The organism is Rossellomorea sedimentorum, from assembly GCF_046237645.1.
Lineage (GTDB): Bacteria > Bacillota > Bacilli > Bacillales > Bacillaceae_B > Rossellomorea > Rossellomorea sedimentorum.
The window spans coordinates 3,943,131-3,965,178 of the sequence record NZ_CP143546.1 but is presented as its reverse complement, the minus strand read 5'-3'; the positions used below and the strand labels follow the sequence as shown (position 1 = coordinate 3,965,178).

The 22,048-nt window shown below is 44.2% G+C and carries 20 protein-coding genes and 2 riboswitches; of the genes, 12 read left to right on the top strand and 8 right to left on the bottom strand.

What is annotated here, in order from left to right:
- Positions 1-80: 80 nt before the first annotated feature.
- Positions 81-521 carry a YwpF family protein gene (locus tag V1502_RS19345; RefSeq protein WP_409252224.1) on the bottom strand — a complete coding sequence of 147 codons (441 nt, stop codon included), beginning with the start codon at positions 519-521 and terminating at the stop codon, positions 81-83.
- 286 nt (positions 522-807) lie between these two features.
- On the opposite strand from V1502_RS19345, the gene V1502_RS19340 reads away from it, so the two are divergent.
- The 3 genes from V1502_RS19340 to V1502_RS19330 all read left to right on the top strand — a co-directional run bounded on the left by V1502_RS19340 (position 808) and on the right by V1502_RS19330 (position 1,961).
- A complete protein-coding gene (locus V1502_RS19340; protein ID WP_409252223.1) occupies positions 808-1,113 on the top strand; it encodes a DUF5658 family protein in 306 nt (101 codons plus the stop codon).
- Between the two features lie 230 nt (positions 1,114-1,343).
- Entirely contained in the window at positions 1,344-1,727 is a 384-nt protein-coding gene (gene ssb / locus V1502_RS19335; RefSeq protein WP_409252222.1) for a single-stranded DNA-binding protein, read from the top strand.
- A gap of 45 nt (positions 1,728-1,772) precedes the next feature.
- On the top strand, positions 1,773-1,961 hold the full coding sequence (locus tag V1502_RS19330) for a hypothetical protein (protein ID WP_409252221.1): 189 nt from the start codon (positions 1,773-1,775) through the stop codon (positions 1,959-1,961).
- A 474-nt stretch (positions 1,962-2,435) separates the two neighbouring features.
- Here the strand turns inward: V1502_RS19330 and V1502_RS19325 are convergent, their stop codons facing one another.
- The 7 genes from V1502_RS19325 to V1502_RS19295 all read right to left on the bottom strand — a co-directional run bounded on the left by V1502_RS19325 (position 2,436) and on the right by V1502_RS19295 (position 12,950).
- Positions 2,436-3,668 (bottom strand): DUF5667 domain-containing protein, encoded by a 1,233-nt coding sequence (locus V1502_RS19325; protein ID WP_409252220.1) that lies wholly within the window; start codon positions 3,666-3,668, stop codon positions 2,436-2,438.
- Positions 3,669-3,713: 45 nt separating this feature from the next.
- Positions 3,714-3,788, bottom strand: a riboswitch (cyclic di-GMP riboswitch).
- A gap of 99 nt (positions 3,789-3,887) precedes the next feature.
- A complete protein-coding gene (locus tag V1502_RS19320) occupies positions 3,888-6,710 on the bottom strand; it encodes a DEAD/DEAH box helicase (RefSeq protein WP_409252219.1) in 2,823 nt (940 codons plus the stop codon).
- Positions 6,703-8,340 carry a hypothetical protein gene (locus V1502_RS19315; RefSeq protein ID WP_409252218.1) on the bottom strand — a complete coding sequence of 546 codons (1,638 nt, stop codon included), beginning with the start codon at positions 8,338-8,340 and terminating at the stop codon, positions 6,703-6,705. The genes V1502_RS19320 and V1502_RS19315 overlap by 8 nt, the downstream gene beginning before the upstream one ends.
- A gap of 177 nt (positions 8,341-8,517) precedes the next feature.
- A complete protein-coding gene (locus tag V1502_RS19310; protein ID WP_409252217.1) occupies positions 8,518-10,125 on the bottom strand; it encodes an alkaline phosphatase in 1,608 nt (535 codons plus the stop codon).
- A 101-nt stretch (positions 10,126-10,226) separates the two neighbouring features.
- Positions 10,227-11,510 carry an efflux RND transporter periplasmic adaptor subunit gene (locus V1502_RS19305; RefSeq protein ID WP_409252216.1) on the bottom strand — a complete coding sequence of 428 codons (1,284 nt, stop codon included), beginning with the start codon at positions 11,508-11,510 and terminating at the stop codon, positions 10,227-10,229.
- Between the two features lie 13 nt (positions 11,511-11,523).
- Positions 11,524-12,186, bottom strand: a complete 663-nt coding sequence (locus V1502_RS19300; RefSeq protein ID WP_409252215.1) for a hypothetical protein — start codon at positions 12,184-12,186, stop codon at positions 11,524-11,526.
- 267 nt (positions 12,187-12,453) lie between these two features.
- Positions 12,454-12,548, bottom strand: a riboswitch (cyclic di-GMP riboswitch).
- A 75-nt stretch (positions 12,549-12,623) separates the two neighbouring features.
- Positions 12,624-12,950 carry a helix-turn-helix domain-containing protein gene (locus tag V1502_RS19295; RefSeq protein WP_409254395.1) on the bottom strand — a complete coding sequence of 109 codons (327 nt, stop codon included), beginning with the start codon at positions 12,948-12,950 and terminating at the stop codon, positions 12,624-12,626.
- 275 nt (positions 12,951-13,225) lie between these two features.
- On the opposite strand from V1502_RS19295, the gene V1502_RS19290 reads away from it, so the two are divergent.
- From V1502_RS19290 to V1502_RS19250, 9 genes are all read left to right on the top strand, one after another.
- Entirely contained in the window at positions 13,226-13,696 is a 471-nt protein-coding gene (locus V1502_RS19290) for a hypothetical protein (RefSeq protein ID WP_409252214.1), read from the top strand.
- Between the two features lie 164 nt (positions 13,697-13,860).
- Positions 13,861-14,022: a hypothetical protein gene (locus V1502_RS19285; protein ID WP_409252213.1), complete on the top strand. Its 162-nt coding sequence runs from the start codon at positions 13,861-13,863 to the stop codon at positions 14,020-14,022.
- 236 nt (positions 14,023-14,258) lie between these two features.
- On the top strand, positions 14,259-14,837 hold the full coding sequence (locus tag V1502_RS19280; protein ID WP_409252212.1) for a transposase: 579 nt from the start codon (positions 14,259-14,261) through the stop codon (positions 14,835-14,837).
- Positions 14,838-15,041: 204 nt separating this feature from the next.
- Positions 15,042-15,488 carry a hut operon transcriptional regulator HutP gene (gene hutP / locus V1502_RS19275; protein WP_409252211.1) on the top strand — a complete coding sequence of 149 codons (447 nt, stop codon included), beginning with the start codon at positions 15,042-15,044 and terminating at the stop codon, positions 15,486-15,488.
- 182 nt (positions 15,489-15,670) lie between these two features.
- Entirely contained in the window at positions 15,671-17,188 is a 1,518-nt protein-coding gene (hutH, locus tag V1502_RS19270; RefSeq protein ID WP_409252210.1) for a histidine ammonia-lyase, read from the top strand.
- Between the two features lie 14 nt (positions 17,189-17,202).
- Positions 17,203-18,864, top strand: a complete 1,662-nt coding sequence (gene hutU, locus V1502_RS19265; protein ID WP_409252209.1) for a urocanate hydratase — start codon at positions 17,203-17,205, stop codon at positions 18,862-18,864.
- Positions 18,864-20,144 (top strand): imidazolonepropionase, encoded by a 1,281-nt coding sequence (gene hutI, locus V1502_RS19260; RefSeq protein WP_409252208.1) that lies wholly within the window; start codon positions 18,864-18,866, stop codon positions 20,142-20,144. The genes hutU and hutI overlap by 1 nt, the downstream gene beginning before the upstream one ends.
- Positions 20,122-21,078, top strand: coding sequence for a formimidoylglutamase (gene hutG / locus V1502_RS19255; protein ID WP_409252207.1), 957 nt, complete (start codon positions 20,122-20,124; stop codon positions 21,076-21,078). Before hutI ends, hutG begins: the two co-directional genes overlap by 23 nt.
- Positions 21,079-21,233: 155 nt before the next feature.
- Positions 21,234-21,968 carry an NERD domain-containing protein gene (locus tag V1502_RS19250; RefSeq protein WP_409252206.1) on the top strand — a complete coding sequence of 245 codons (735 nt, stop codon included), beginning with the start codon at positions 21,234-21,236 and terminating at the stop codon, positions 21,966-21,968.
- The last annotated feature ends 80 nt before the right edge of the window (positions 21,969-22,048 follow it).

Here is a 22,048-nt window from a genome sequence, read left to right as displayed (position 1 = left end):
ATAATCATCTTCATAATAATGACATTATACCACAAAGAACACATATCTTATTAGAAATATGTCATATTTTGTCTGAAAATTTAATTTGTTGTCTTGGAAGTGGCGGCCAACCTAGGTTTTGAACGCATTTTGTCTTTAAATTCCTGAACCAGACCGGCGCCTTCAAACCCTTTCTCAACTAGGTTATCAAGAAGAAGCTCAGCATACTCGTTACGCATTTTCTTCAACTTCCCCTCAAAAAGGACACTCAAATGAAAGTCCATCGTCTTAATACAGCTGATTCTCGTCATAAACGCTGCCGGATCATTCTCTGGGTGGGAGATGACAACCTGGACCTCTATGTCATCCTCACTTTGCTGGGCATCTCGGAAGAAGTCGTAATACTCCTTCTTCATGCAGCCCTCAATCAGCCAGGTACCCTTTTGGTCCTCTTTATTAATAATTAAACCGTCCACAATTTCAATGTCTTTAAGATCCTCGTTTTCAACAACTTGAAGAGTGATTACTTTAAAGGTTTTCATGAACGATCCTCCATCTGAATAGTTTGTACAAATTATAACATATAGAAGAAGCAAAACATAATTTGATAATCCTTTATAGAATTGCTGATACTATTCTTGTGACTTCAAAAAAACCACTAGAAAGTCTTAGTTTAAAATATCAACGTTCTTATTTAGGAACAAAAAGTTTGTTTTATAAGGTGGGACATGTATAATTAATATGTGTTCTTATTTAAGAACAGAAGAGGTTTTTAAGATTTGAAAGCCTTACTAATATTTGCTGCTAAATACTGAAAGGGGTGGTGTGATGATGAGGTTAGCTCTTCATTTATTAGCTGTTCTTAATATAATTGATGGCATAATAACACTTGTAGGATTAAAAGGGAATTTTATTGAAGAAGCTAACCCATTGATGGCCGCATTATATCAAGCCCATCCTATTCTATTTATATTAGTGAAATTATCTTTTTCAGCCTTACTATATGCATTCATAAGAAATGAAAACTTTCCATCAAAAAAATGGCTACTATCGTTAACATATACAGCCATAACCCTCTACACTTTTACAATCCTGTTGCACGGCACCTGGATCTCACTCATTTTATTTAGATGACTACTCATCACACCTTAGAGAATTTACCGAAACCAGTGTTTCCAGATAAAAAATTAGAATTTCTCCAGTATTATGTTTTATCTTCCTGTTAGTTTAAATAAACTGTTTTTCAACTATAGAAAAAGTCATTTTACCTTCTGTTATCTCATCAAAATACTCTTTACTGGATTTTACTTTAGTTAAATAACCATCTATCCTATACTTACCAACGAAAGAAAAGAGGTGAGAACATGATTAATCAGGTCACGTTGGTAGGCAGGCTGACGAAGGATCCGGAGATGCGTTACACATCCGAGGGGAAGGCGGTGTTGAATGTCACTTTGGCAGTCAATCGTCAGTTTAAAAATCAGGAAGGGGAATATGAAGCAGACTTTGTTCTTTGTACGATGTGGAAGCGGGCGGCTGAAAACACGGCAAAGTACTGCAATAAAGGGTCTGTGCTGGGTGTGGTAGGGCGCATTCAAACCAGGAACTATGAGAACGACCATGGGAAGCGAATTTATGTAACGGAAGTGGTGGCGGAACAGGTGAAATTTCTGGATGGAAGGCCAACTCAACCTTCTAAGCCCCAACCGAAGAATCCGGAAGTGGAAAAGGCATTGCCGGTCTTCTAATACAGTAAAAGTTTGGTTTATGACTAAATGTGGAGGACGACCAAAATGAACAGAAGTGATTCAATGGAAAGATTGATTGAAGATCTGATAAGGAAGCTGGCAAGAGCCAATGTAGAGTTATACTATCTATCACAGCGGGTCGCACTTCTAGAGAAAGAAGCATCCTCAGACACCCCTCAAACAACTGCCAACAAGAGAATATCCTTTATAACCAGCCCATCAAAAGTCAATTAACTCAAAGTCTTGTTTTATTTCATAACCTGATCAACCACGCATCACTTCTACAACTCTCTTCATAGATAGATATGTTCATATTTATACTTCGGTTTTTTCTCCAACTTTCAGCCTTTTTATAAGGCTGTTTTTTTGTTTAGCTCTTTTCGTAAGTATTGTTGCTGCTTGAATGTAGTAGTTGATTATCCCTCCAGTTGTGCGACTCTCCGATGGACTTGGGGCTAATACTCGACGTCCGTTAAACCCGCCGCAGATCACTTACCTTTAACCAAAGAAGTTCAGCTTCTTATTAACCAGCCAAAAACTTTGCGAAAAAAGCCTTTAGTTTACAGTATGCGATGGAAGCTTGCAATGAAAAGGGGGGCTATTTTACAGTATCCTTCCAGACATACCATCAGTAGTGCCCTTAAAATAAAACACGAAATCATAAAAAAACCATTACACCTTCAAAGGATGTAATGGCCATACACTTTTTTACTCGTCATCTTTGTCGTCTTCGTCGTCATCATCATCGCTGTCTTCATCTTCGTCATCGTCATCGTCATCATGATCCGATTCGTCCTGTTCGTCATCTTCTTTGTCGTCGTCTTCGTCCTCACGATCATCATCGTCATCATCATCTTTTTTGCCTTTACGTTTGTCTTCCTCATCTTTCTTGCGTTTCTCTTCGTCGCGTTTACGCTTTTCTTCTTTTTCTTTTTTAGCTTCTTCACGCTCGCGTGCTTCTTCTTGCTTTTCTTCCTCACGCTCACGCTTTTCTTCTTTTGCATCTTCTCGTTTTTGTTCAGCTTTTTTCTTGGCTTCTTTTTGTTTTTGATCTGCTTTTTCTTTATTTTGTTTGCTTGTAGTTACGCCAGCTACTGCAGAAGTTGATTTTTCATCTTCCTCTTCAAGCTCTTCATTTTGTTCATCTTCATTTTCTTCAGATTCGTCTGAAGAATCTTCTTCTAGTTCTTCTTCGGACTCTTCATCTTTTTCCGAGTCATCGTCTTCTACTGAATCTTTTTTGCTTTTCTTTTTACTGCTTGCTAGCTCTGAAGGATGAATACCGAGCTCTTTTGCTACTTTTCCAAAGCCTTTACTTTCTTCTCCAGCATTGTAGAGAGCGGCAACTTCATCAACTGTTTTGCCTGACTTTTCAGCCAAAATAAAGATCTGAGCTATTTGACCGAATCCAAATCCTTGTTCACGAAGTTCTGCAACTTTTTCTTTAGGAAGGCCTTTCACCACGGCAGGAAGCTTCTTCATGACTTCCTTTTTTTCTTCCAAGGCTTCCTTCGTTTCTTCCTCAAGTTTTTCTTCCACTTCTTCATCAACTTCAGTGGCTTTATCGAGCTCTTCTTGAAGTTCTTTAAGCTTCTCTTCTTCAACCTCTTCATTCAAAAGAATTTCAGATAATAACTCTTCGGCTAACTCAAGCTTGTCTATGTAATCTTCGATGGTCTGTTCAATGAATTCTTCTTTCTCTTCTTCGTTCATCTGCTTAGCTTCTGCAAGGCGTTCCTTGGCAATGCTCAATAGTATTTCAGTTTCCTTTTCTCCATCTCTTGTCATAAACAGCTGGATTTCTTCAAAAAATTGATCCAGGGAGTAAAAGAACTGATCAGGGGTAGTTCCTGCATTAACCTCATCTGTTGAAGCTGAAGCAGACGTACCAAATGCCAGGAAACCAGAGACTAATACGGGAATAATTACACGTTTTTTCATCATAAATCCTCCTAAAGTTGTTTGAATCAAAACGAAAGGAGAAACTTCGGCAGCTGGCTGACTCTATAAGCCCCTTTAGCTTTGCGTCCCTATATTGCTATAGGTTTGCCTTTATCGAATTGATTCTATTACTAGTATACTATCTGAAAAGTCAGGATAATAGACTGTAAATTTAAAAAGCCGTTTATCAGGAGATTAGTCCTATAAACGGCTGAAATTTTATTCTAAAGATAATAAGGAATGTAATTCACGATCTGAAAGTTCCGTCATCCACTGGTCACTCTGGATAATTTCATCGTTCAATGCCTGCTTTTTCTCGAGCATCATATCGATTTTTTCCTCAAGGGTCCCTGAGGCAATCATCTTGTGCACATGAACAAATCGATTCTGACCGATACGGTAGGCGCGGTCCGTTGCCTGGTTCTCAACAGCTGGGTTCCACCAGCGGTCATAGTGGACGACATGGTTGGCAGCTGTGAGGTTCAGTCCGGTTCCACCAGCCTTCAATGACAGAAGGAACACAGGGAACTCACCGTTCTGAAATCGCTCCACTAAATTGTCACGCTGGGTTTTCGCCATGCTGCCATTCAGGAATGGTACATCGACATCAAATTTGTCCTTCATGACGCTTTGGATCATTTCGCCCATGGAAATGTATTGGGTGAAGATCAGGCAGGCTTCTCCGGAATTCAGCACAGCTTCAACAATCTCCACAAGCTTCCGTAATTTTTCTGAACGTTTTTCCACGTTCGCAGGCTGCGGCTCTTTCAAATAGAGGGCAGGGTGATTGCAGAGCTGTTTCAAACGGTTCAGCATCTGAAGGACAAGTCCTTTTCGCTCAAATCCACTCAGTGCTTCCAGCTGAGCAAACGTGTCTTTGATAAGCTGCTCATAGAGTGAAGCCTGTTCGGGAGTCAAGGCGCAGTACTCTTTCTGCTCGATTTTATCCGGCAGGTTGAGCTCGACTTCTGGATCCTTTTTCGTGCGGCGCAGCAGGAACGGTCTGATTTTAGCCTGAAGCTCTTTGACTTTCTTCTCATTTTCCTCTTTTTCAATTGGAACGATGTAGCTCTTTTGAAATTGAGTGAATCCGCCGAGATAGCCGTGATTCAGAAAGTCAAAGATCGCCCATAGTTCGGACAAGCGGTTTTCCATCGGTGTTCCGGTCAAGGCTATATGATGTTTACCCTTCAGTTTGCGGATCGCACGGGACTGCTTGGTGTTGGCATTCTTGATATTTTGGGCTTCATCCAAAGCAATCGCCGTCCATTCAATCGTTTCCAGCTCCTCAAAATCGAGATGAGATAACCCGTAGGAAGTTAGTACAACATCAATATCTAATAGGCTGCGGGCAAAATCAATGCCCTTATCACGATGAGAACCATAGTGTAACTTCACCTTCAAATCCGGTGCGAATTTCTCAAGCTCCCGCTGCCAGTTTCCGAGAACGGAAGTGGGGGCAATGATCAATGCCGGGGCTTGGGGGTTTTCAGTCGCTTTTACTTCTTGCAGGTAGGTGATGAGCTGTACGGTTTTCCCCAGCCCCATATCATCAGCAAGACAGGCGCCGAATCCATACTTTCGCAGAAACAGCATCCAGCTCATCCCCTGCTGCTGGTACGGACGCAGCTCTCCTTGAAAATGTTCGGGAGTGGGGATGATAGGGACTTCCGCTGTATTGGTCAGCATATCAATCATTTTTTTCATCGAGCGATTCAAGTCAATCTGGATTTTGGCAAACTCATAAGGGTCATAGTCTTCTTCATCAGAAAGCTCATCATCTTCATCCCGGGGAACAAGCTGCTGTTCAAGCATATCCTGAATTGAAATGCCTTCCTGCTTTGCCTTGTTCATCAGTTCCTGAATGCGGCGGATCATCGCCGGATCCAGTTTCATCCACTGTCCGCGGATTTTTATGAGACGGCGCTGATCATTAACAAGGTTTTGAAAATCCTCTTCAGAAAGATCCACTCCGTTCATCGACAGGCGCCAGTCAAAATCAAGCATGGCATTGAGCCCGACAAAAGAAGGGCGGTAAGAGCTGTCTGTGTTTTTCACCTTGGCTTTGACGGTCATCTGCGCATCCTTCATTGCCTGCCACCAAGCTGGGAGAAGAATTTCAATATCGAGATCGAGAAATTTTTCGCTCAGGACGGTGAGGAAATCCCACGCATCATGCTCATCAAGAGAATTACGGATCTCCCCGCCTTGGTCCAACAGCGGCAGCATTTTCATCCAGCGATTCTGCTCCTCTTTGACCGTCGCTAAATGTTTTTTATAAGAAGGAGGCAATTTATCTTCTCCCAGTGAGTAGACTTTATCGGTCCGCTTCTTATCCCGCAGAATGGTTTCAAGTTCCCAAGGGTCATGTTCTTCCAAAGGCTCTGTAAGACGGAGCCCTAATGTAAACGGAGTCTCGGCTTCTGTCAGGCCGACCCACTCACTCCACTTTTCCTCGTCGACATAAGCATGAAGCTCTTCCGGCGTTAAGGTACTGTCTTCGAGTTTTTTCAAGCGGGCAAAGAGGTGATCGCTGCTTCCTGAAGACAGTGACTGACGAACGGCGCGCTGATACCATTCCGAGATGAACTCTTCCGCAGACTCTTCACCAATATCCTCCTGCCAAAATTCATCAGGAAAGTTATCCCAAAGTTCTTCAGGGACCTGGAAGGAGAGCCCGTTATCGGCCATGTCTTCAAAGCGGGGAATCCACTTGCCTTCCTGGATGGAGTCATACATGATGGGGGCGACGGCCTGGCACTTTTGCCCAAGCTCATCCCACTGCCAGTCAATCATCCCGCTGAACGATTCATGAGCAAACAGCAACAGGAGATCCCAGCTTGTGACCTCGATTCCTTTTCTGGTACCGGATTCTTTCGGCTGCACCATCGTGCCATAAAAGCTTTCCTCATGCCAAAGAAACAACTGGCCCTTCCAGTCATCGACCGGTACATGGAATCCGCTGTCGTTTTCGCAGTAGAGAAAGAAGCGGCCGTTATCCAAAGGCTCTATGTACACATGCAGCAGTCGTGTTTTAAGCATCGATCAGCTTCCCCTTTCTGCATTCTTCATGGAACGCCCGAAGACGTCTTGTTTTTTCTAATATCAAATTCAAGTAGGTGTCCCATTGATCAGTTTTTTTAAGTTTTTTATACAGTGTGCGCAATCTTTTCAAATATTTGACCGCCTGTTTATAGTTGTCACGACTTCTTCCGGCCAAATAATGCTCGATTCCTTCATGATAGAGGGGGAGGACAAGCTGTGGTGCTTCTTTGGCAGCATCCCGGAGCCCCAGATTATCAATCTCCCTGAGCTCGTACCCGGCAAAGCGCTGCAGCTCCACCCATTCCCGGTATGACTTCGACCCGAGAAGAAAGTCATTGTACCAGTAGTAGCTGTAGGGCAGAAGGGCAACAAGCAGTTTCCGGAGGAGGGCATGCTCGTTTTCCGTCATCCAGTCAATTGGCAGTGTCCGTAAAAACCAGCGGGTAAATGCCGCACTTTCATAGGAAGGCAGGCTGTTGATATATGCGGGCACCTTTGGAAGGAGGTTCCTTAAGAAAGCTGCCCCTTGTTCATACTTTTTATTTTGAAAAAGCTGCTCCAGCCAGAAATCCGAATAGGGAACGATCTCTGATCCTAGATGATTGATTTCCTTTGCGGCCAGCTCATTATTTTCCAGCAAGATATATTGATGCAGCAATGCCAGTGAGTAGAAAGGGTCCTCATCGGTTCGTTCCTGCTGAAGTCTTTCAACCTCTTCCTGACGCCAGGCTTTCTTCTTGAAGAGGAAGTACCAAAGGAACCGGTATATTTCTGCTTTCGCCAGTGTGCTGTTTTCCGTTGACCGAGACAGTTCTTCCGTTTTTTCTTTCAAAAATTCGATGAAAGGGTCGAAACTGAACGGCATCGCATGGACAGATAGCTGTTTCACACTGTCAAACATTTCATCGATCAGAAATTCATAGTAAGAAGTATCCGCGGTCTTTCCTCTGAAAAACATCATCATCCGGTCAAAACGCTGAAAAAGAAAGAACGTAGCATAAAGCTGGTATAGAGGCTTCCATTCCCGTTCAAAGGGAGCGTCCTTCATCAGTTTGCGGAAAAAATTCTGGATATGCAGATCGAGCAGGTGGGACTGGCGGTGAAACGCGTCCTTATCCCACTGTTCAAATTGATATTGGAGGAATTCCCACCACTCTTCAGGTGTGTCTCCACGCTGCTTGCGGTCTTTCAGCAGGTCACTGGCTTTTTTGATGCTGCCTTCATGCTTTTTCAATATATCCTGCAGATTTGCTTTTTTTTCAGGAGGAGCGGCGGTTTCGGCTTCGCTTGTTTTTGTCCGCCACTGGTGAATCCAATTGGTCACCGGAGCGGCCTTGCTGAATACCGCAAAAAAAGCAGCCATCCGGTGGCGGCACCAGGTTTCCGCGGGGCATGAGCACTTGCTGAGCCGCGGGAAATCTAATTCAAGCTTCACTTTAACAGGTGTAACATCTTGTACATCCGCCGTAATGCTGTCATCGTGGAATTTTATATTGGAAACAAGGTTCTGCCGGTAGAGCAGCAATCCTTTCTGGACGATGTTCTGTTTCTCGCTGCCATAAGGAAGTTCTTGCAGCAGATAATCGCTTAGTGGTGTCAGTTTTTCTTGTAACTCTTGTGTCTTCATTAGGATGGGCCGCCTCCTGACTGATTCCGTTCTAAAATTAACCATTCTTCTATTATAACGTAAATCAGTTCGAAATTGGAGAGAGGGAGGGACACCAAGAAAGAGAGTTCACTTTAGTACGTTAAACCACTAAGAGGGACTGTCCCTCTTAGTGGTTTAACGCATTGAAGCGCCGAACTAATCTACATGAATGAAGAAGGTGTCTCCGTTATAGACGTTGACAGCCTGGAGCTCGATTTCTTCGCCATTTCGGATCATGATGTTTTTGTTTTCAGGGAACACCAGCTTTTCTTGGCGTTTCTCAGCGACAAATTTCGGATTGTGCCTGTCACTCCTATCGATTTTGGTCTTATAGCCGCGCTGTTCATAGTACTCCTTAGCATCAACATACCAATCCCCCAAGCTTTTCAAATCCAACTCTAGATAGTCCGATACTGCCACAGCCAGGTCTGTGTTTTCACGGAGTCCGGTCGGTTTACCCGGTCCATACGCATAGAGAAAAACATCTTCACCGGTGTGACCGTGGGTGGTGAATCCGAGTAAGGCCCTTTTGCTAATCATGGAGGCCATTTCGTCTTCCAAATCCGTGACTGTGTCGGCTTCCTCAACTTTGCAGAATTCTTCCTTGGAGTAATTATCAAGTCCATAGGAAGACAGCACTTCTTTCAAGTTGGAACGGTCTTTTTTCAGCTGGGAGGAAGCCCCTTTGACCGTCAGCTTGGCTTTTTTTAAAGGCTCTACAAATGTGGCAGCTGGCTGGTCATAGTAGTTTTTATCCGTTGAACCGTTGCCAATCGTCAGGCCGCTGTTTCCGTGATCGGTTACCGCAATCACCATCGTGTTGCCGTCACGTTTAGCAAAGTCCACAGCTTTTGCTACAGCCAAATCAAACGCCAGTACCTCGCTGATCATTCCGACAGGATCATTTTTATGAGCAGCCCAGTCGACTTTGCTGCCCTCGACAAACAAGAAAAATCCCTTCTCACGCTTGTTCAAATGCTCAATCGCAGTCCCGGTCATCTCAGCTAAAGAAGGCTGCTCCGGCAAAAGTTTCGCTCTGTCAAAGTCATACGCCATATCCTCATCTGCAAAACTGCCCCATAACTTCCCAGGAGGGCGAGTTTTTAGGTCCTCTTTTTTATCAATGAATAGATACCCCTTTTTCTCAATCACCTTCAGCAAATCTTCCTTATCCTTCCTGGCAGATTCCTGCGTTTTTAGCATGCCGTCATCATTGGCCATTTTTTTATCCTCCCCCGTGTGTAACCAGGCACGGCCGCCGCCTAACACGACATCAATCCCCTGATACACCTGCTGTTCGGCAATATCACTGAATTCATCGCGATTCTTCACATGAGCGGAAAAAGCGGCAGGGGTGGCGTGCTGGACAGGGGAGGTGGCGACGATTCCTGTCCCATATCCTTTTAGGCGGGCGGCTTCAAGCAAGCTGACGGCAGGCCTGGATCCGTCACCGTCAGGGACCATTCCGATGAAATCGGCATTTGTTTTAAAACCGGTCGCCATAGCTGTCCCGCCGGCTGCAGAATCCGTGATGGCTGACTGCTTGGAGTAAGTCCTGACTCCGCCGGTAAGAATCTCATCCAATGCCAAAGAGGAACCTTTATACCAGCGGGCCAACGTAACGATGTCCGAATTCGTTCCGTCCATCACCATGAAGATGACATTTTTCTTTGGAGTTTGGGCAAGCAGGCAGGTGGAAGGAAGGCTAATAAAGATAATAGAAAAAAATAAAATCAGGATAAATACCTTTGTGAGTTTTTTCATAGAAACCCCCTGGAAAAATCTTTTCACGATTAGTATGAGAAGGCCGTTTCATTCTATACAAAAAAGCGCCGCAGCCTTTATAACAGGCACGGCGCTCGGTATTATTTTCTCTCCAGGATTCCAAGAAGGATGTTTTCCAGAATGGTATGGTTGTCAGCATTTTTGATCGCTTGAACAGTTAGTCTGTTTATATTAAGAGGGGTAACAAAAGTGGAACCGGCCAAATCCATTGAATCGGGATTTCTTACATAGATGTCATTCTTTTTTACACCTTGCTGGATTTCCGCTCTGCCTTCCGAGGTCATTCCGATGGTGACTTCCCGCTTTTCAAGAGTCCCCTTCTCAGTGACGAGAAGCAGATAGTCCTTGATTCCTTCTTTTATAAGGCTTTCTTCGGGAACCGTCAGAACATCCTTTGCTTCTTCGGTGATAATGGATAAAGAAACATGAAATCCCGGACGGAGCACATCGAGGTTTTCGTTCTCTTCTCCGAATTCAACTTTGAATGGATAGGCGCTAAGCCCGTCCTCGGTTAATGTCTCAGAAGGAAGGACTGCGACATCTGTCACAAATCCGTTCAGCGCATCCTTTACAGCGGGGGAATAAACAATGGCTTCTTGTCCCTCCTTAATCTTCAGTGTTTCCTGTTCGCTTAGTTCCCCCTCCACCACAGTAGATCTCGAGGATATCACAATGACGGGATTATCAAGCTCACGTGACACTTTTTTGACGGTGCCTTCAGCAGTGCTTGCAACGGTTACTTCGCTTTCGTTAAGCTGCAATTGTGAAAGCTGTCTGTCCAAGTTATCAACTTCATGATTCAGTTGGTCGATTTCCAGTTCCTTCTCTGCGATTTCCTGATCGATATAGTAGTTGATTTCTTGGTTGCTCGCCTTAAGCGTCAGGTCTTCGTCATCATCCTCTGTTGTGCTTGGCAATCCATAACGGTCATCATAATAATTTGTGTTTCCAGTCGTGGAAGAGTCGGGCCTCATTGCACGCAAATCGATGATGTGACTCTCAATACTATCAATTTCATCTTCCAGTTTCTCAATTTCACTTTCCAGGAAGGCTTCCTGGTTATCGGTATCTTCTGTTTGATAGGTGAAAAGATCAGTTCCAATGGAGACTTCATCACCTTCTTTTACAAGAAAATCTTTAAATCGGCCATAAGAATCATCAAAATAAACATAATTTTCTTCTGCTGATGACAGTATAGCTTCTTTTTCAAGAGTATTGCGAAGGCTGGAGGTGGAAATAGGATTCCAGCTGTGCACAAATGAAGTCCGATCAACTTTGCTATCTGCTTTTTCTATTAAATACAGGTTGGTTCCTATGAAAATCAAAAAAAGGATCACTGTCGGGTAAACAAATTTCTTTTTCACAATCATCACGCCTTTACACCAGAATTGCAAAGTCTATGTATGCTAAGAACGCTGTAATACTCCAGAACAGGAGATTGACTAGGATAATCCATAATAATATGGTAATTCTTTTTATCTCAGTGAGCCATCGTAGCCCGATGAACTGCAGGATCATTGCCCAAACTTTAAAAACGGAAATGCTTCCTAGAAAATATTTAAGCCATTCATTGTCTGTTATGTATTGACTCATAACCCCGAGTGCCAGGGGTGAAGAGTACCAGTTGAGAGACAAGTAGGTAAGTAATGGGAGATATGTGAGCTTTTCTATTAACAGGACGATCAAAGTGATCCCCTGTAAAACGACAAGCTTCTTGAACTCTGCCTCATAAAGAGTCCAGAATAGAAGGGCCGGGATGAATAATATGAAAGCCGCATATAACAATCCCAAGAGCAGCCTGCCTACAAAGAAGTAAAATTTATGTATCTCAAAGTCAATCGGCGATAAGGCGAGAATATTCTTTGATAGAGGAACGCCCCCTAAACCAAAAATCCCATTTAATCCGAATATAACCATTGATAGTAAGAAAAGAAGCAATATTTTTTTATAATAATCTTTCAACATTTCCGATTCTCTTAGTTGATAAAAACAAATAGAAGGATGGAATACTCCTTTTAATAGTTTCACTTCGTTGAACATATATTGATTCCCCCAATGGTTTCTGATCCCTCAATTCATTTTATCGGAAAAACGCGAACTTTTCCATAAATTGTAGAAACATATTAAAAAATGAAAAAAAGGCTCTCCAATTCGGAAAGCCTTTTAAAAATTATATGCGAAGAAAGTTAGTCCTGTAAACAAAATAACCAGGAATAGGACAGTAAAAACCGACATGATGAGCCTTTGTCTGGCTTTTTTTGCTTTCATTTCTTCGGGCGTTAAGAAATGCACCGTTATTTCCCCCTTTTCGATAGCTGGCTGGCATGATAATCGTCCGTCACGATACCGAAGCCCCTCTAGCTTTGCGTCATTATTTTTCAATAATTTTGCCTTTTCGTATGGTGACAATCTTATTATCGACAAACTCATTTCTGGTTTAATAGTATTTTAGTAGGGTTTTGTCGAAGATTGCAATATTATTCTTCTATAGTTTTAATGATAGTAATCATTTTATTAATAAACTTCTGCTGTTTTTTTATATCGTAAAAGGAAGCTGTAATAAGTAGGTTTTTTAATTGGGGGTATTCATGCAGCATGTTCATCGCCCGTTCCATTTCTCCGTCTTCAAACTTTTCTCTAAGGACCAATGCCTTGTCAGCTGGATCTTCCGGATAGGTGCTTCCTGAAATAATTTTATAAAGATCTATGGGGGAAACCTGATAAAGATGAACCATCTTTCTTAAGATGTCGTTGGGAATCTGGCTTTTTCCATTCTCATAATTGTTAAGCAGCTGTTTGCTGATGTTTAACCGTTTGCTACTTCAACTTGAATCAGCTGAACAATTCTTCAAAGCCTTAAAAAAATCATGCTTTCACCCGAATTTCTTCACTAGATGTAAATAACATAACTCTTAATGTGAGAAAAAATATGAAAGCAAATAATTACTTTACTATTTTAAGTAAAAAAATATTTATTTGTAAAATATAGTTGCTAAATTACATATATTTCCTATAGAATGAAAATAAGGATAAAAATAGTCCTAAATTGTTGTCGAAAATTGAATAGTAGGAGGAAAAGATGAAGAAACAGGTGTGGTTACTGCATTTCTTGCCGGATGGTGTCAGGTTCATGAATGTTAGGGATTTTTATTTAGTTTTTAGAGGCAGGTACAAGGACGATTCCATCCTGCTTACTTCAATAGGTAATTACACATTGGCAATGCAAAGCTTAAATGTTGAGGATTTAACCTCAGAACAAGGATTCGTTAGTTTCCTTCCCATCCCGTTATCAGGATCAACAAAATTCCTATTAAGAGCAGACGTTAAGGGAGTAAAAAGCATCCTGGTATTATCTGTTGATGAAAAAAGACTGCAGATTGAACCGGCAACAGAGTTTGATGAACTCTCAGACGATATCTTTCAACACATTCTTCACTGTTTCTCGGTGACAAAAAAAGATAACTATATATCTTTTCTGTTACGTCCTCATGAAAATACAGCAGCTAAACGCCGTCACCGCCCACCCAACAACGACAATCATCCCGAATAATTGTAATAAAGCCACCTCCCTCCTAAAAAATTCACACAAAATCCAAATATTGTATTTACGGATCTTGTAGAAATATAGTATTGTATGTATATTGCCGAAGTTTAACATCATACAAGATTGGTAAATATAATAATACAAGATAGATATATTAGGAGGTAATCTTTTTGCAACAAGGTTCAACGAAAGATCAACAGCAACTACTCAATCTCATGCAAAAAGCTTTTGACAAAGCAAAACACGGAAACATGGATGCTTCCCAAATGGTAACGTGGCTACAAAAAGAACTACAAACTGAATATACATTCGTTAAACAAAAAGCGCTTTAGACCCTGCAAAGTCGAAAAGTGCTTTTTTTAATTTTAATGTAAGCGCTTCACTTCGTTAAACCGCTAAGAGGGACAGTCCCTCTTAGCGGTTTAAATCGTTAATGCGGCAGTGTGCGAAAAGGGACTGTCCCTCTTAATGCTTTAAATCACTAAAGGATTATTATAAGAAGGATTCCGCCCTTTTTTGGAGAATTTAATTGAGGTACTACAAATTGAAAGGAGTGCCAAGTGCCTTAATGCCAAGACAACCTCGAAAGTGGATTCCAAACGCAACTTATCATTTTATGATGCGGGGAAACCGAAAATCTATTATTTTTCATGAGCCAACGGATTTCCAGAATTATTTAAACCTTCTTGATCGGTCCTCGAAATCCCATCCGTTCCGCCTCCACTCTTTTTGCCTGATGAACAACCATATCCATCTTCTGCTTGAAACGATGAAAGATCCTCCAACCCAACTATTCCGCCAAATCAATACCTGTTATGCCATGTATTACAACAAAAAATATGACTCTGTCGGTCACCTGTTTCAAGGAAGATTCAAAGCAAAGCACGTTGATACAACCTCATATCTTCTTGGTGTCAGCAAGTACATTCATTTGAATCCCGTCGAAGCAAACCTGGTCAAACAGCCTGAGCTTTATCCCTGGAGCAGTTACTCTGCTTATTACCACCAGCATCGCGTTCCCCTGGTCCACACCGAAAAGATCCTTTCCTTCTTTCCAGAATCATCTCCATCTCGTTACAACGAATATGTACGCAGACAGCTCACATACGAAGAGAAAGAGCTGGCTAAAACTTTCTTGAGACCTTAAAAGAACTTTAATGCTTTACTGTGCTAAGAGGGACAGTCCCTTTCAACACGTTAAAGCCCTAAAAGGGACAGTCCCTCTTAATGCTTTACCGCGTTAACAATCTAAGTTTCTAAAATATTCCGACTAGACGTTGACCGCTCATTTGAAAACCCATACAATGAAAATAGTTATTAGTAAATTCAGAAATCAGAAGGTGCGGAAGCCATGAGAATAGTAGACCAACACCGCATAGGCAAGAGTGCACTTCTTCTCCTCCTCATGGACGGGACGGAAGAAGAGTATAGTGAGCAATTCAAGCAATTGAACTGGCAGTTTTGCACAGGCAAAGTCGGTTCGATGAACGTTCAGAAAATCGTCGCTGCGATTGAAACAGCAGCCAAGCGGAATGAGATTGTCAGGGAGGATCTCTACAGGGAGATGCATTCTTTATATCATGCCACGATGGAAGCCATTTCCGGAGTGACCAGGGGACAGACACAGCTCGGGGAAATCCTCAGAACGGTCGGCCTTAGATTTGCGGTCGTCAGGGGTATGCCATATCAAAACGCCGAAGAAGGCGAATGGATTGCCGTAGCGCTTTACGGGACGATCGGTGCACCCATTAAAGGCTTGGAGCACGAAACCATTGGCCTTGGAATCAACCATATTTAATAGGAAGAGCCTATAGTGATTAGAAATCAGGAGGCTCGATGACAAAGCTTTATTTGTCGTCGAGCCTTTTTTTGTTGTTTTAGAAAGTCCTAGTGTGACTTTATTGCTTTAAAGCACTAAGAGGGACTGTCCCTCTTAGTGCGGTGAAGCACTAAAGCTAAATATCAGAAGAGGGTGAAATAATGATCGAACTGACAGGACATACATTGACGTTGGAAGAAGCTAAGAAAATTATTTATGAAAATGAAAAGGTTACTCTATCCCGAGAAAGCCTGACCAAAGTGAAGCAAAGCAGGGAAGCGGTAGAGAGGATTGTCCGGGAAAAGAAAATTGTGTATGGCATTAACACGGGTTTCGGGAAGTTCAGTGACGTTCTGATCGACCAAGAGCATGTTGAGGAGCTGCAGTTAAATCTCATCCATTCCCATGCCTGTGGAGTAGGAGACCCATTTCCTGAGAAAGTTTCCAGGGCCATGCTCCTCTTAAGGGCCAATGCGCTTCTCAAAGGGTATTCCGGCGTGAGACCCGTCCTAATAGAAACACTCATAGAACTACTCAATAAGCAAATCCATCCAGTAATACCGCAGCAGGGGTCATTGGGAGCCTCTGGCGACCTTGCACCACTTTCTCACCTTGCACTGGCCCTGATGGGGGAAGGAGAGGTGTTTTACAACGGAGAAGTCCAGCCGACGCTGCCTGTCCTTTCGAAAGAAGATATCATGCCGATTACCCTTCAGGCAAAAGAGGGCCTTGCACTCATCAACGGTACGCAGGCAATGACGGCCATGGGGGTCATTAATTACATTGAAGCTGAACAGCTTGCCTATCAATCTGAAATGATAGCCTCACTCACAATCGAAGGGTTAAGAGGAATCATCGATGCGTTCGATGAAGACATTCACATTGCCAGAGGCTACCGCCAGCAGATAGAGACGGCCGCCCGTATCCGCGGCCACCTATCCGGCAGCAAGCTAACGACCTCCCAGGGAGAACTAAGGGTACAGGATGCCTACTCATTAAGGTGCATACCGCAAGTCCACGGAGCATCATGGCAAGCTCTGGATTATGTAAAAGAAAAACTGGAAATCGAAATGAACGCAGCCACTGATAACCCGCTGATCTTTGAAAACGGAGAAAAGGTCATCTCTGGAGGCAACTTCCATGGTCAGCCGATAGCCCTGGCGATGGACTTCATGAAAATAGCGATCGCAGAACTCGCCAACATTTCCGAGCGAAGGGTGGAAAGGCTCGTCAATCCGCAGCTGAATGATCTGCCGCCTTTCCTGAGTCCGGAGCCGGGCCTTCAGTCAGGCGCGATGATCATGCAATATGCCGCTGCATCCCTCGTTTCAGAAAACAAAACCTTGGCACATCCGGCGAGTGTCGATTCCATCCCATCTTCAGCCAACCAGGAAGACCATGTCAGCATGGGGACAATAGGATCGCGCCACGCGTATCAAATTTTACTAAATGCCAGAAGGGTGCTCGCTGTTGAGCTGATCTGCGCCCTGCAGGCTGTTGAATACCGAGGTACTGAAAAAATGGCACCCTCAACTCAACAATTTTACACAGAAGCCAGAAAAACAGTTCCATCCATCACGAAAGACCGGATTTTCTCAAAAGACATCGAAGCTCTGCAGAAGTGGCTTCAGGAAATGAACTGGCAGGACTATAACTCAACGAAAAAAATTACCCAATAAGGGAGGAAATAGAGATGGAAAAAACACGACAAATCAAAGCAAAAAAGGGATTGGAAATCGAATGCAAAGGCTGGGAACAGGAAGCGGTTCTGCGGATGCTCTACAACAATCTTGATCCAGAGGTTGCGGAAAAGCCGGAAGATCTCGTTGTATACGGAGGAATCGGAAAAGCCGCGCGTAATTGGGAGTCGTTTGATGCCATCGTCAACACGCTTAGAAATTTGGAAAACAACGAAACGATGCTCGTCCAGTCTGGAAAGCCTGTCGGCGTTTTTAAAACTCATGAAGCGGCCCCGCGCGTCCTTCTTTCCAACTCTGTTCTGGTGCCGAAGTGGGCCAACTGGGAGCATTTCCATGAGCTTGATCAAAAGGGGCTGATGATGTACGGCCAAATGACAGCAGGAAGCTGGATCTACATCGGCACGCAGGGAATTTTACAAGGAACCTATGAAACATTTGCAGCAGTAGCCCGCGAACATTTTAACGGATCCCTCAACGGCACCATCACGCTGACGGCAGGACTCGGCGGTATGGGCGGGGCTCAGCCTTTAGCTGTAACCATGAATGGCGGGGTGGTAATCGCTGTGGACGTGGACCCTGACAGAATTCAAAAACGTATGGACACGAAATATCTTGATGTCCAGACAGATTCACTGGATGAAGCGCTCATGATGGCTTACGAAGCGAAAGAGGCAGGCAAGGCTCTGTCAATCGGCCTTCTAGGCAACGCAGCTTTAATTCACCACGAGCTGTTGAGAAGAGGAGCGAAAATCGATATCGTCACGGACCAAACTTCTGCTCACGATCCGCTGAATGGTTATGTTCCTGAAGGCTATAACTTGAAGGAAGCTGAAGCGGCAAGAAAAGATAACCCAGCCCTTTACACATCGCAGGCGGAAAAAAGCATGGCGAAACATGTAGAAGCAATGCTCGAATTCCAGCGCCGCGGCAGCATTGTGTTCGATTACGGAAACAATATCCGCCAGGTCGCAAAGGATGAAGGCGTAGAAGACGCGTTTGCTTTCCCGGGATTCGTCCCAGCTTATATCCGGCCGCTGTTCTGCGAAGGAAAAGGTCCGTTCCGCTGGGCAGCATTATCAGGAGACCCGGAAGATATTTACCGCACGGACCGTCTGATAAAAGAACTTTTCCCGGAAAATGAAGAGCTGATCCGCTGGATTGATATGGCACAGGAAAAAGTAGCTTTCCAAGGGCTGCCGTCACGCATCTGCTGGCTTGGGTACGGGGAGCGCGTGAAGATGGGGCTGGCGATCAATGAGCTTGTCAAAAAAGGTGAGTTAAAGGCACCGGTCGTTATCGGTCGTGACCACCTCGACTGCGGGTCTGTCGCATCACCCAATCGCGAAACAGAATCCATGAAAGACGGAAGTGATGCGGTTGGTGACTGGGCCATCCTGAACGCCCTGATTAACACCGCGGCCGGAGGATCCTGGATCAGCTTCCATCATGGAGGAGGAGTTGGTATGGGCTACTCCCTGCACGCCGGAATGGTCGTGGTGGCAGACGGATCCGAACTTGCACATGAGCGACTGGAGCGTGTCCTGACGACCGATCCAGGGATGGGCGTCATCCGCCATGTCGACGCAGGCTATGAAAAGGCAGAAGAAACGGCAGAGAAATGGGATATTAAAGTACCGATGAAAGGAGACAAATAATGACTGTACAATATGACGTACTGATTGAAAATATAGGACAGCTGCTGACGATGGACCACGGGGACGGACCAATCAAGGGAGAACAGATGTCTCATGCGCCTTTACTTGAAAATGCAGCGCTTGCTGTGAAGGATGGCAAGATTGCCTGGATGGGAAAATCAACAGAGACTGACAGCATAAACGCTGATAAAGTCATCGATGCAAAGGGAAAGCTTGTCACGCCTGGACTGGTTGATCCCCACACTCACCTTGTGTTCGGCGGATCCCGTGAACATGAAATGGCCTTAAAACAGCAGGGAGTCCCTTACTTGGAAATTTTGAAAAGAGGCGGGGGAATTCTTTCTACTGTCCAAGCGACTCGTGAGGCGACAGAGGAGGAGTTGACTGAAAAAGCCCGTTTCCACCTTGACCGCATCCTTTCCTACGGGGTCACCACAATGGAAGCAAAAAGTGGATATGGACTGGACAAAGAAACAGAGCTGAAGCAGTTGAGAGTAGTGAAAAGGTTAAATGAGGAACACCAAATCGATTTAATTTCAACATTCCTGGGTGCACACGCCATCCCGCCGGAATACAAAGAGAACCCGGATGCTTTTTTACAAGAAATGCTGGAGCTGCTGCCTGAAATTCAACAAGGTGAACTTGCTGAATTTGTCGATATTTTCTCAGAAACAGGGGTCTTCACCGTGGAACAGGCGCGCAGCTATCTGCTGAAAGCAAAGGAGATGGGGCTTCAGGTCAAAATTCACGCCGATGAAATCGACCCGCTCGGCGGAACGGAAATGGCGGTTGAAGTCGGGGCAATCAGCGGGGAACATCTTGTTGGAGCTTCGGAAAAAGGAATCGAAATGCTTGGAAAATCAGACACCATCGCCGTCCTGCTGCCAGGCACGTGTTTTTACCTCAATAAAGACAGCTTCGCAAAAGCGAGAGAGATGATCGGAGCGGGGGCAGCAGTCACACTATCCACAGACTTTAACCCTGGAAGTTCACCGACAGAAAATCTTCAGCTCATCATGAGTCTGGCTGCCCTGAAAATGAAAATGACGCCGGAAGAGATTTGGAACGCTGTCACAGTCAATGCTGCTTATGCAATCAATAGGGGAGAAAGTGCAGGGAGGATTGCCATCGGCCGAAAAGCAGATATTGTACTATGGGATGTTCCGAACTATCATTATGTCCCATATCACTACGGGGTCAACCATGTGAACACCGTCTGGAAAGCGGGCAAAGCGGTTTACGGGAAGGAGCGGGAAGATGAGCAGGTTTACACATCTTAGAACAGCAGGCAAAGCACAGTTTCAGGATCGTTTTACAAAAAAAGCCCATGAGCTGCTCTCGCCTTGGGTGGAAGGGAAGAAAGGAGATATCGCTCTCGTAGGAGCTCCCCTTTCCAAGTCTTCCATCAGCCATTCCGGGGCAAGCTTGGCCCCTGAGGTCATCCGACGCTGTCTCGGCTCGTATTCAACCTTTGCCATAGAAGAAGAACGGGAGCTGTCAGATCACTCGTTCGTTGACTTCGGAGACATCCTGATGCATCCGACAAGTATCGTTGAATCGCAGAATAGAATCTATGAATCTCTTACCCAGGTCTGGGCAGAGGACGCTGCGCCTTTTACCATCATTCTAGGTGGTGATCATTCCATCTCCACTTCTACTATAGAAGCTTTCACAGAACATAAAGGTAGGGTGGGGGTCATCCAGTTTGATGCTCACCATGACCTGCGGAATGTCGAGGATGGGGGTCCTACGAACGGAACGCCATTTCGCAGGTTGCTGGAGAGAGGGATTATAAAAGGTGAGGACCTGGTTCAGATCGGAATCCGCAACTACTCCAATGCGGGCGCATATTATCAATATGCAATGGAAAACGATGTAACCGTCTATACAATGAAGGAGGTCCGTGAGCGGAATATCGCAGACCTCATGAAGGAAGCCTTGCAGATGCTTGAAGGGAAGGTAGACACTATTTATCTTTCCGTGGATATGGATGTATTAGACCAGGCTTTTGCACCAGGCTGCCCAGCTATCGGACCAGGAGGGATGGACACCGATACCCTAATGGAAGCCGTCAGCATCGGCTGCAAACACCGGAAGGCTGCCGCCATTGACATCGTCGAAATCGACCCAACCCTCGACATCCGAGACATGACAAGCCGGGTTGCTGCACACCTTCTGCTCAACTGCATGAAAGACCGCACTTCAACACACTAACAAACTAAAAGGGACAGTCCCCTATCGCGCTTTAAAGCGCCAAAGGGGACTGTCCCTCTTCGTGCTTTAAAGCAGTAAAGTTATAAAACTCCTATTATGTAATTTTATGGTATTATAATGAAAGGTTTTATTTAGTTGAAGGAGGAAAATGACGGTTGATTCTCTTTTTATTATTAGTAGTAGGAGCAGCTATTCTCAGTATGCCCCAAGTGAAGGGGAAAATCGGTGAGGGGTGGGTGAAGTTTTATATTAGTAGATTGGACCCTCATCGCTACTTCGTTATACATGATATTCTACTGCCCGGACAGAACGGAAAAACCACACAAGTTGACCATATTATTGTATCCCCTTATGGCATTTTCGTCATTGAAACAAAGAATTACAAAGGCTGGATCTTCGGCAGTGAGCACAGTAAAAGATGGACACAGCAGATTTATAGGAGCAAACATCAATTCCAAAACCCCATCCATCAAAACTACGGGCACATTGAAGCCATCAAAAATGTGTTGGGTGAGCAAGTGAAGCTACCTTATATTTCGATCATTGCCTTCAATTCCAAAGCAGACTTAAAAAAGATAAACATTTCTTCTCCCCATATTCATGTCACCTATGATACGAAGATAAAGAAAGTAATAGAGTCATATGGGGATAAAAAGAACTCTACACCGTACGCAAAGGCAGTCCATGAGCGCTTGAAATCAGTCGGACTCCAAGGGAAAGAGGCATCAAGAGGCCATGTCACACAGGTGAAAGCAGAGCAAAAACTAGTAAAATTAAAGGTGCAAAGCCATATCTGCCCAAAGTGCGACGGCAAATTAGTTCATAGACAAGGAAAATACGGCAGCTTTAAAGGATGTTCGAATTATCCGAAATGCCGCTATACTGCATAAGCAAAGAAAATAGTCATCCGACTCTCAAACAATCGAGGTACGTTCATAACATATATAGGTTATTTTTATTATAACCCAGT

Bases quoted from the DNA above. Each gene is read 5' to 3' on its own strand.
- V1502_RS19320 (WP_409252219.1), bottom strand. From the start codon at position 6,710: ATGCTTAAAACACGACTGCTGCATGTGTACATAGAGCCTTTGGATAAC.
- ssb (WP_409252222.1), top strand. From the start codon at position 1,344: ATGATTAATCAGGTCACGTTGGTAGGCAGGCTGACGAAGGATCCGGAG.
- hutG (WP_409252207.1), top strand. From the start codon at position 20,122: ATGAGCAGGTTTACACATCTTAGAACAGCAGGCAAAGCACAGTTTCAG.
- hutI (WP_409252208.1), top strand. From the start codon at position 18,864: ATGACTGTACAATATGACGTACTGATTGAAAATATAGGACAGCTGCTG.
- V1502_RS19310 (WP_409252217.1), bottom strand. From the start codon at position 10,125: ATGAAAAAACTCACAAAGGTATTTATCCTGATTTTATTTTTTTCTATT.
- V1502_RS19280 (WP_409252212.1), top strand. From the start codon at position 14,259: ATGCCAAGACAACCTCGAAAGTGGATTCCAAACGCAACTTATCATTTT.
- hutP (WP_409252211.1), top strand. From the start codon at position 15,042: ATGAGAATAGTAGACCAACACCGCATAGGCAAGAGTGCACTTCTTCTC.
- hutU (WP_409252209.1), top strand. From the start codon at position 17,203: ATGGAAAAAACACGACAAATCAAAGCAAAAAAGGGATTGGAAATCGAA.
- hutH (WP_409252210.1), top strand. From the start codon at position 15,671: ATGATCGAACTGACAGGACATACATTGACGTTGGAAGAAGCTAAGAAA.
- V1502_RS19345 (WP_409252224.1), bottom strand. From the start codon at position 521: ATGAAAACCTTTAAAGTAATCACTCTTCAAGTTGTTGAAAACGAGGAT.
- V1502_RS19300 (WP_409252215.1), bottom strand. From the start codon at position 12,186: ATGTTCAACGAAGTGAAACTATTAAAAGGAGTATTCCATCCTTCTATT.
- V1502_RS19330 (WP_409252221.1), top strand. From the start codon at position 1,773: ATGAACAGAAGTGATTCAATGGAAAGATTGATTGAAGATCTGATAAGG.
- V1502_RS19290 (WP_409252214.1), top strand. From the start codon at position 13,226: ATGAAGAAACAGGTGTGGTTACTGCATTTCTTGCCGGATGGTGTCAGG.
- V1502_RS19315 (WP_409252218.1), bottom strand. From the start codon at position 8,340: ATGAAGACACAAGAGTTACAAGAAAAACTGACACCACTAAGCGATTAT.
- V1502_RS19340 (WP_409252223.1), top strand. From the start codon at position 808: ATGATGAGGTTAGCTCTTCATTTATTAGCTGTTCTTAATATAATTGAT.
- V1502_RS19325 (WP_409252220.1), bottom strand. From the start codon at position 3,668: ATGAAAAAACGTGTAATTATTCCCGTATTAGTCTCTGGTTTCCTGGCA.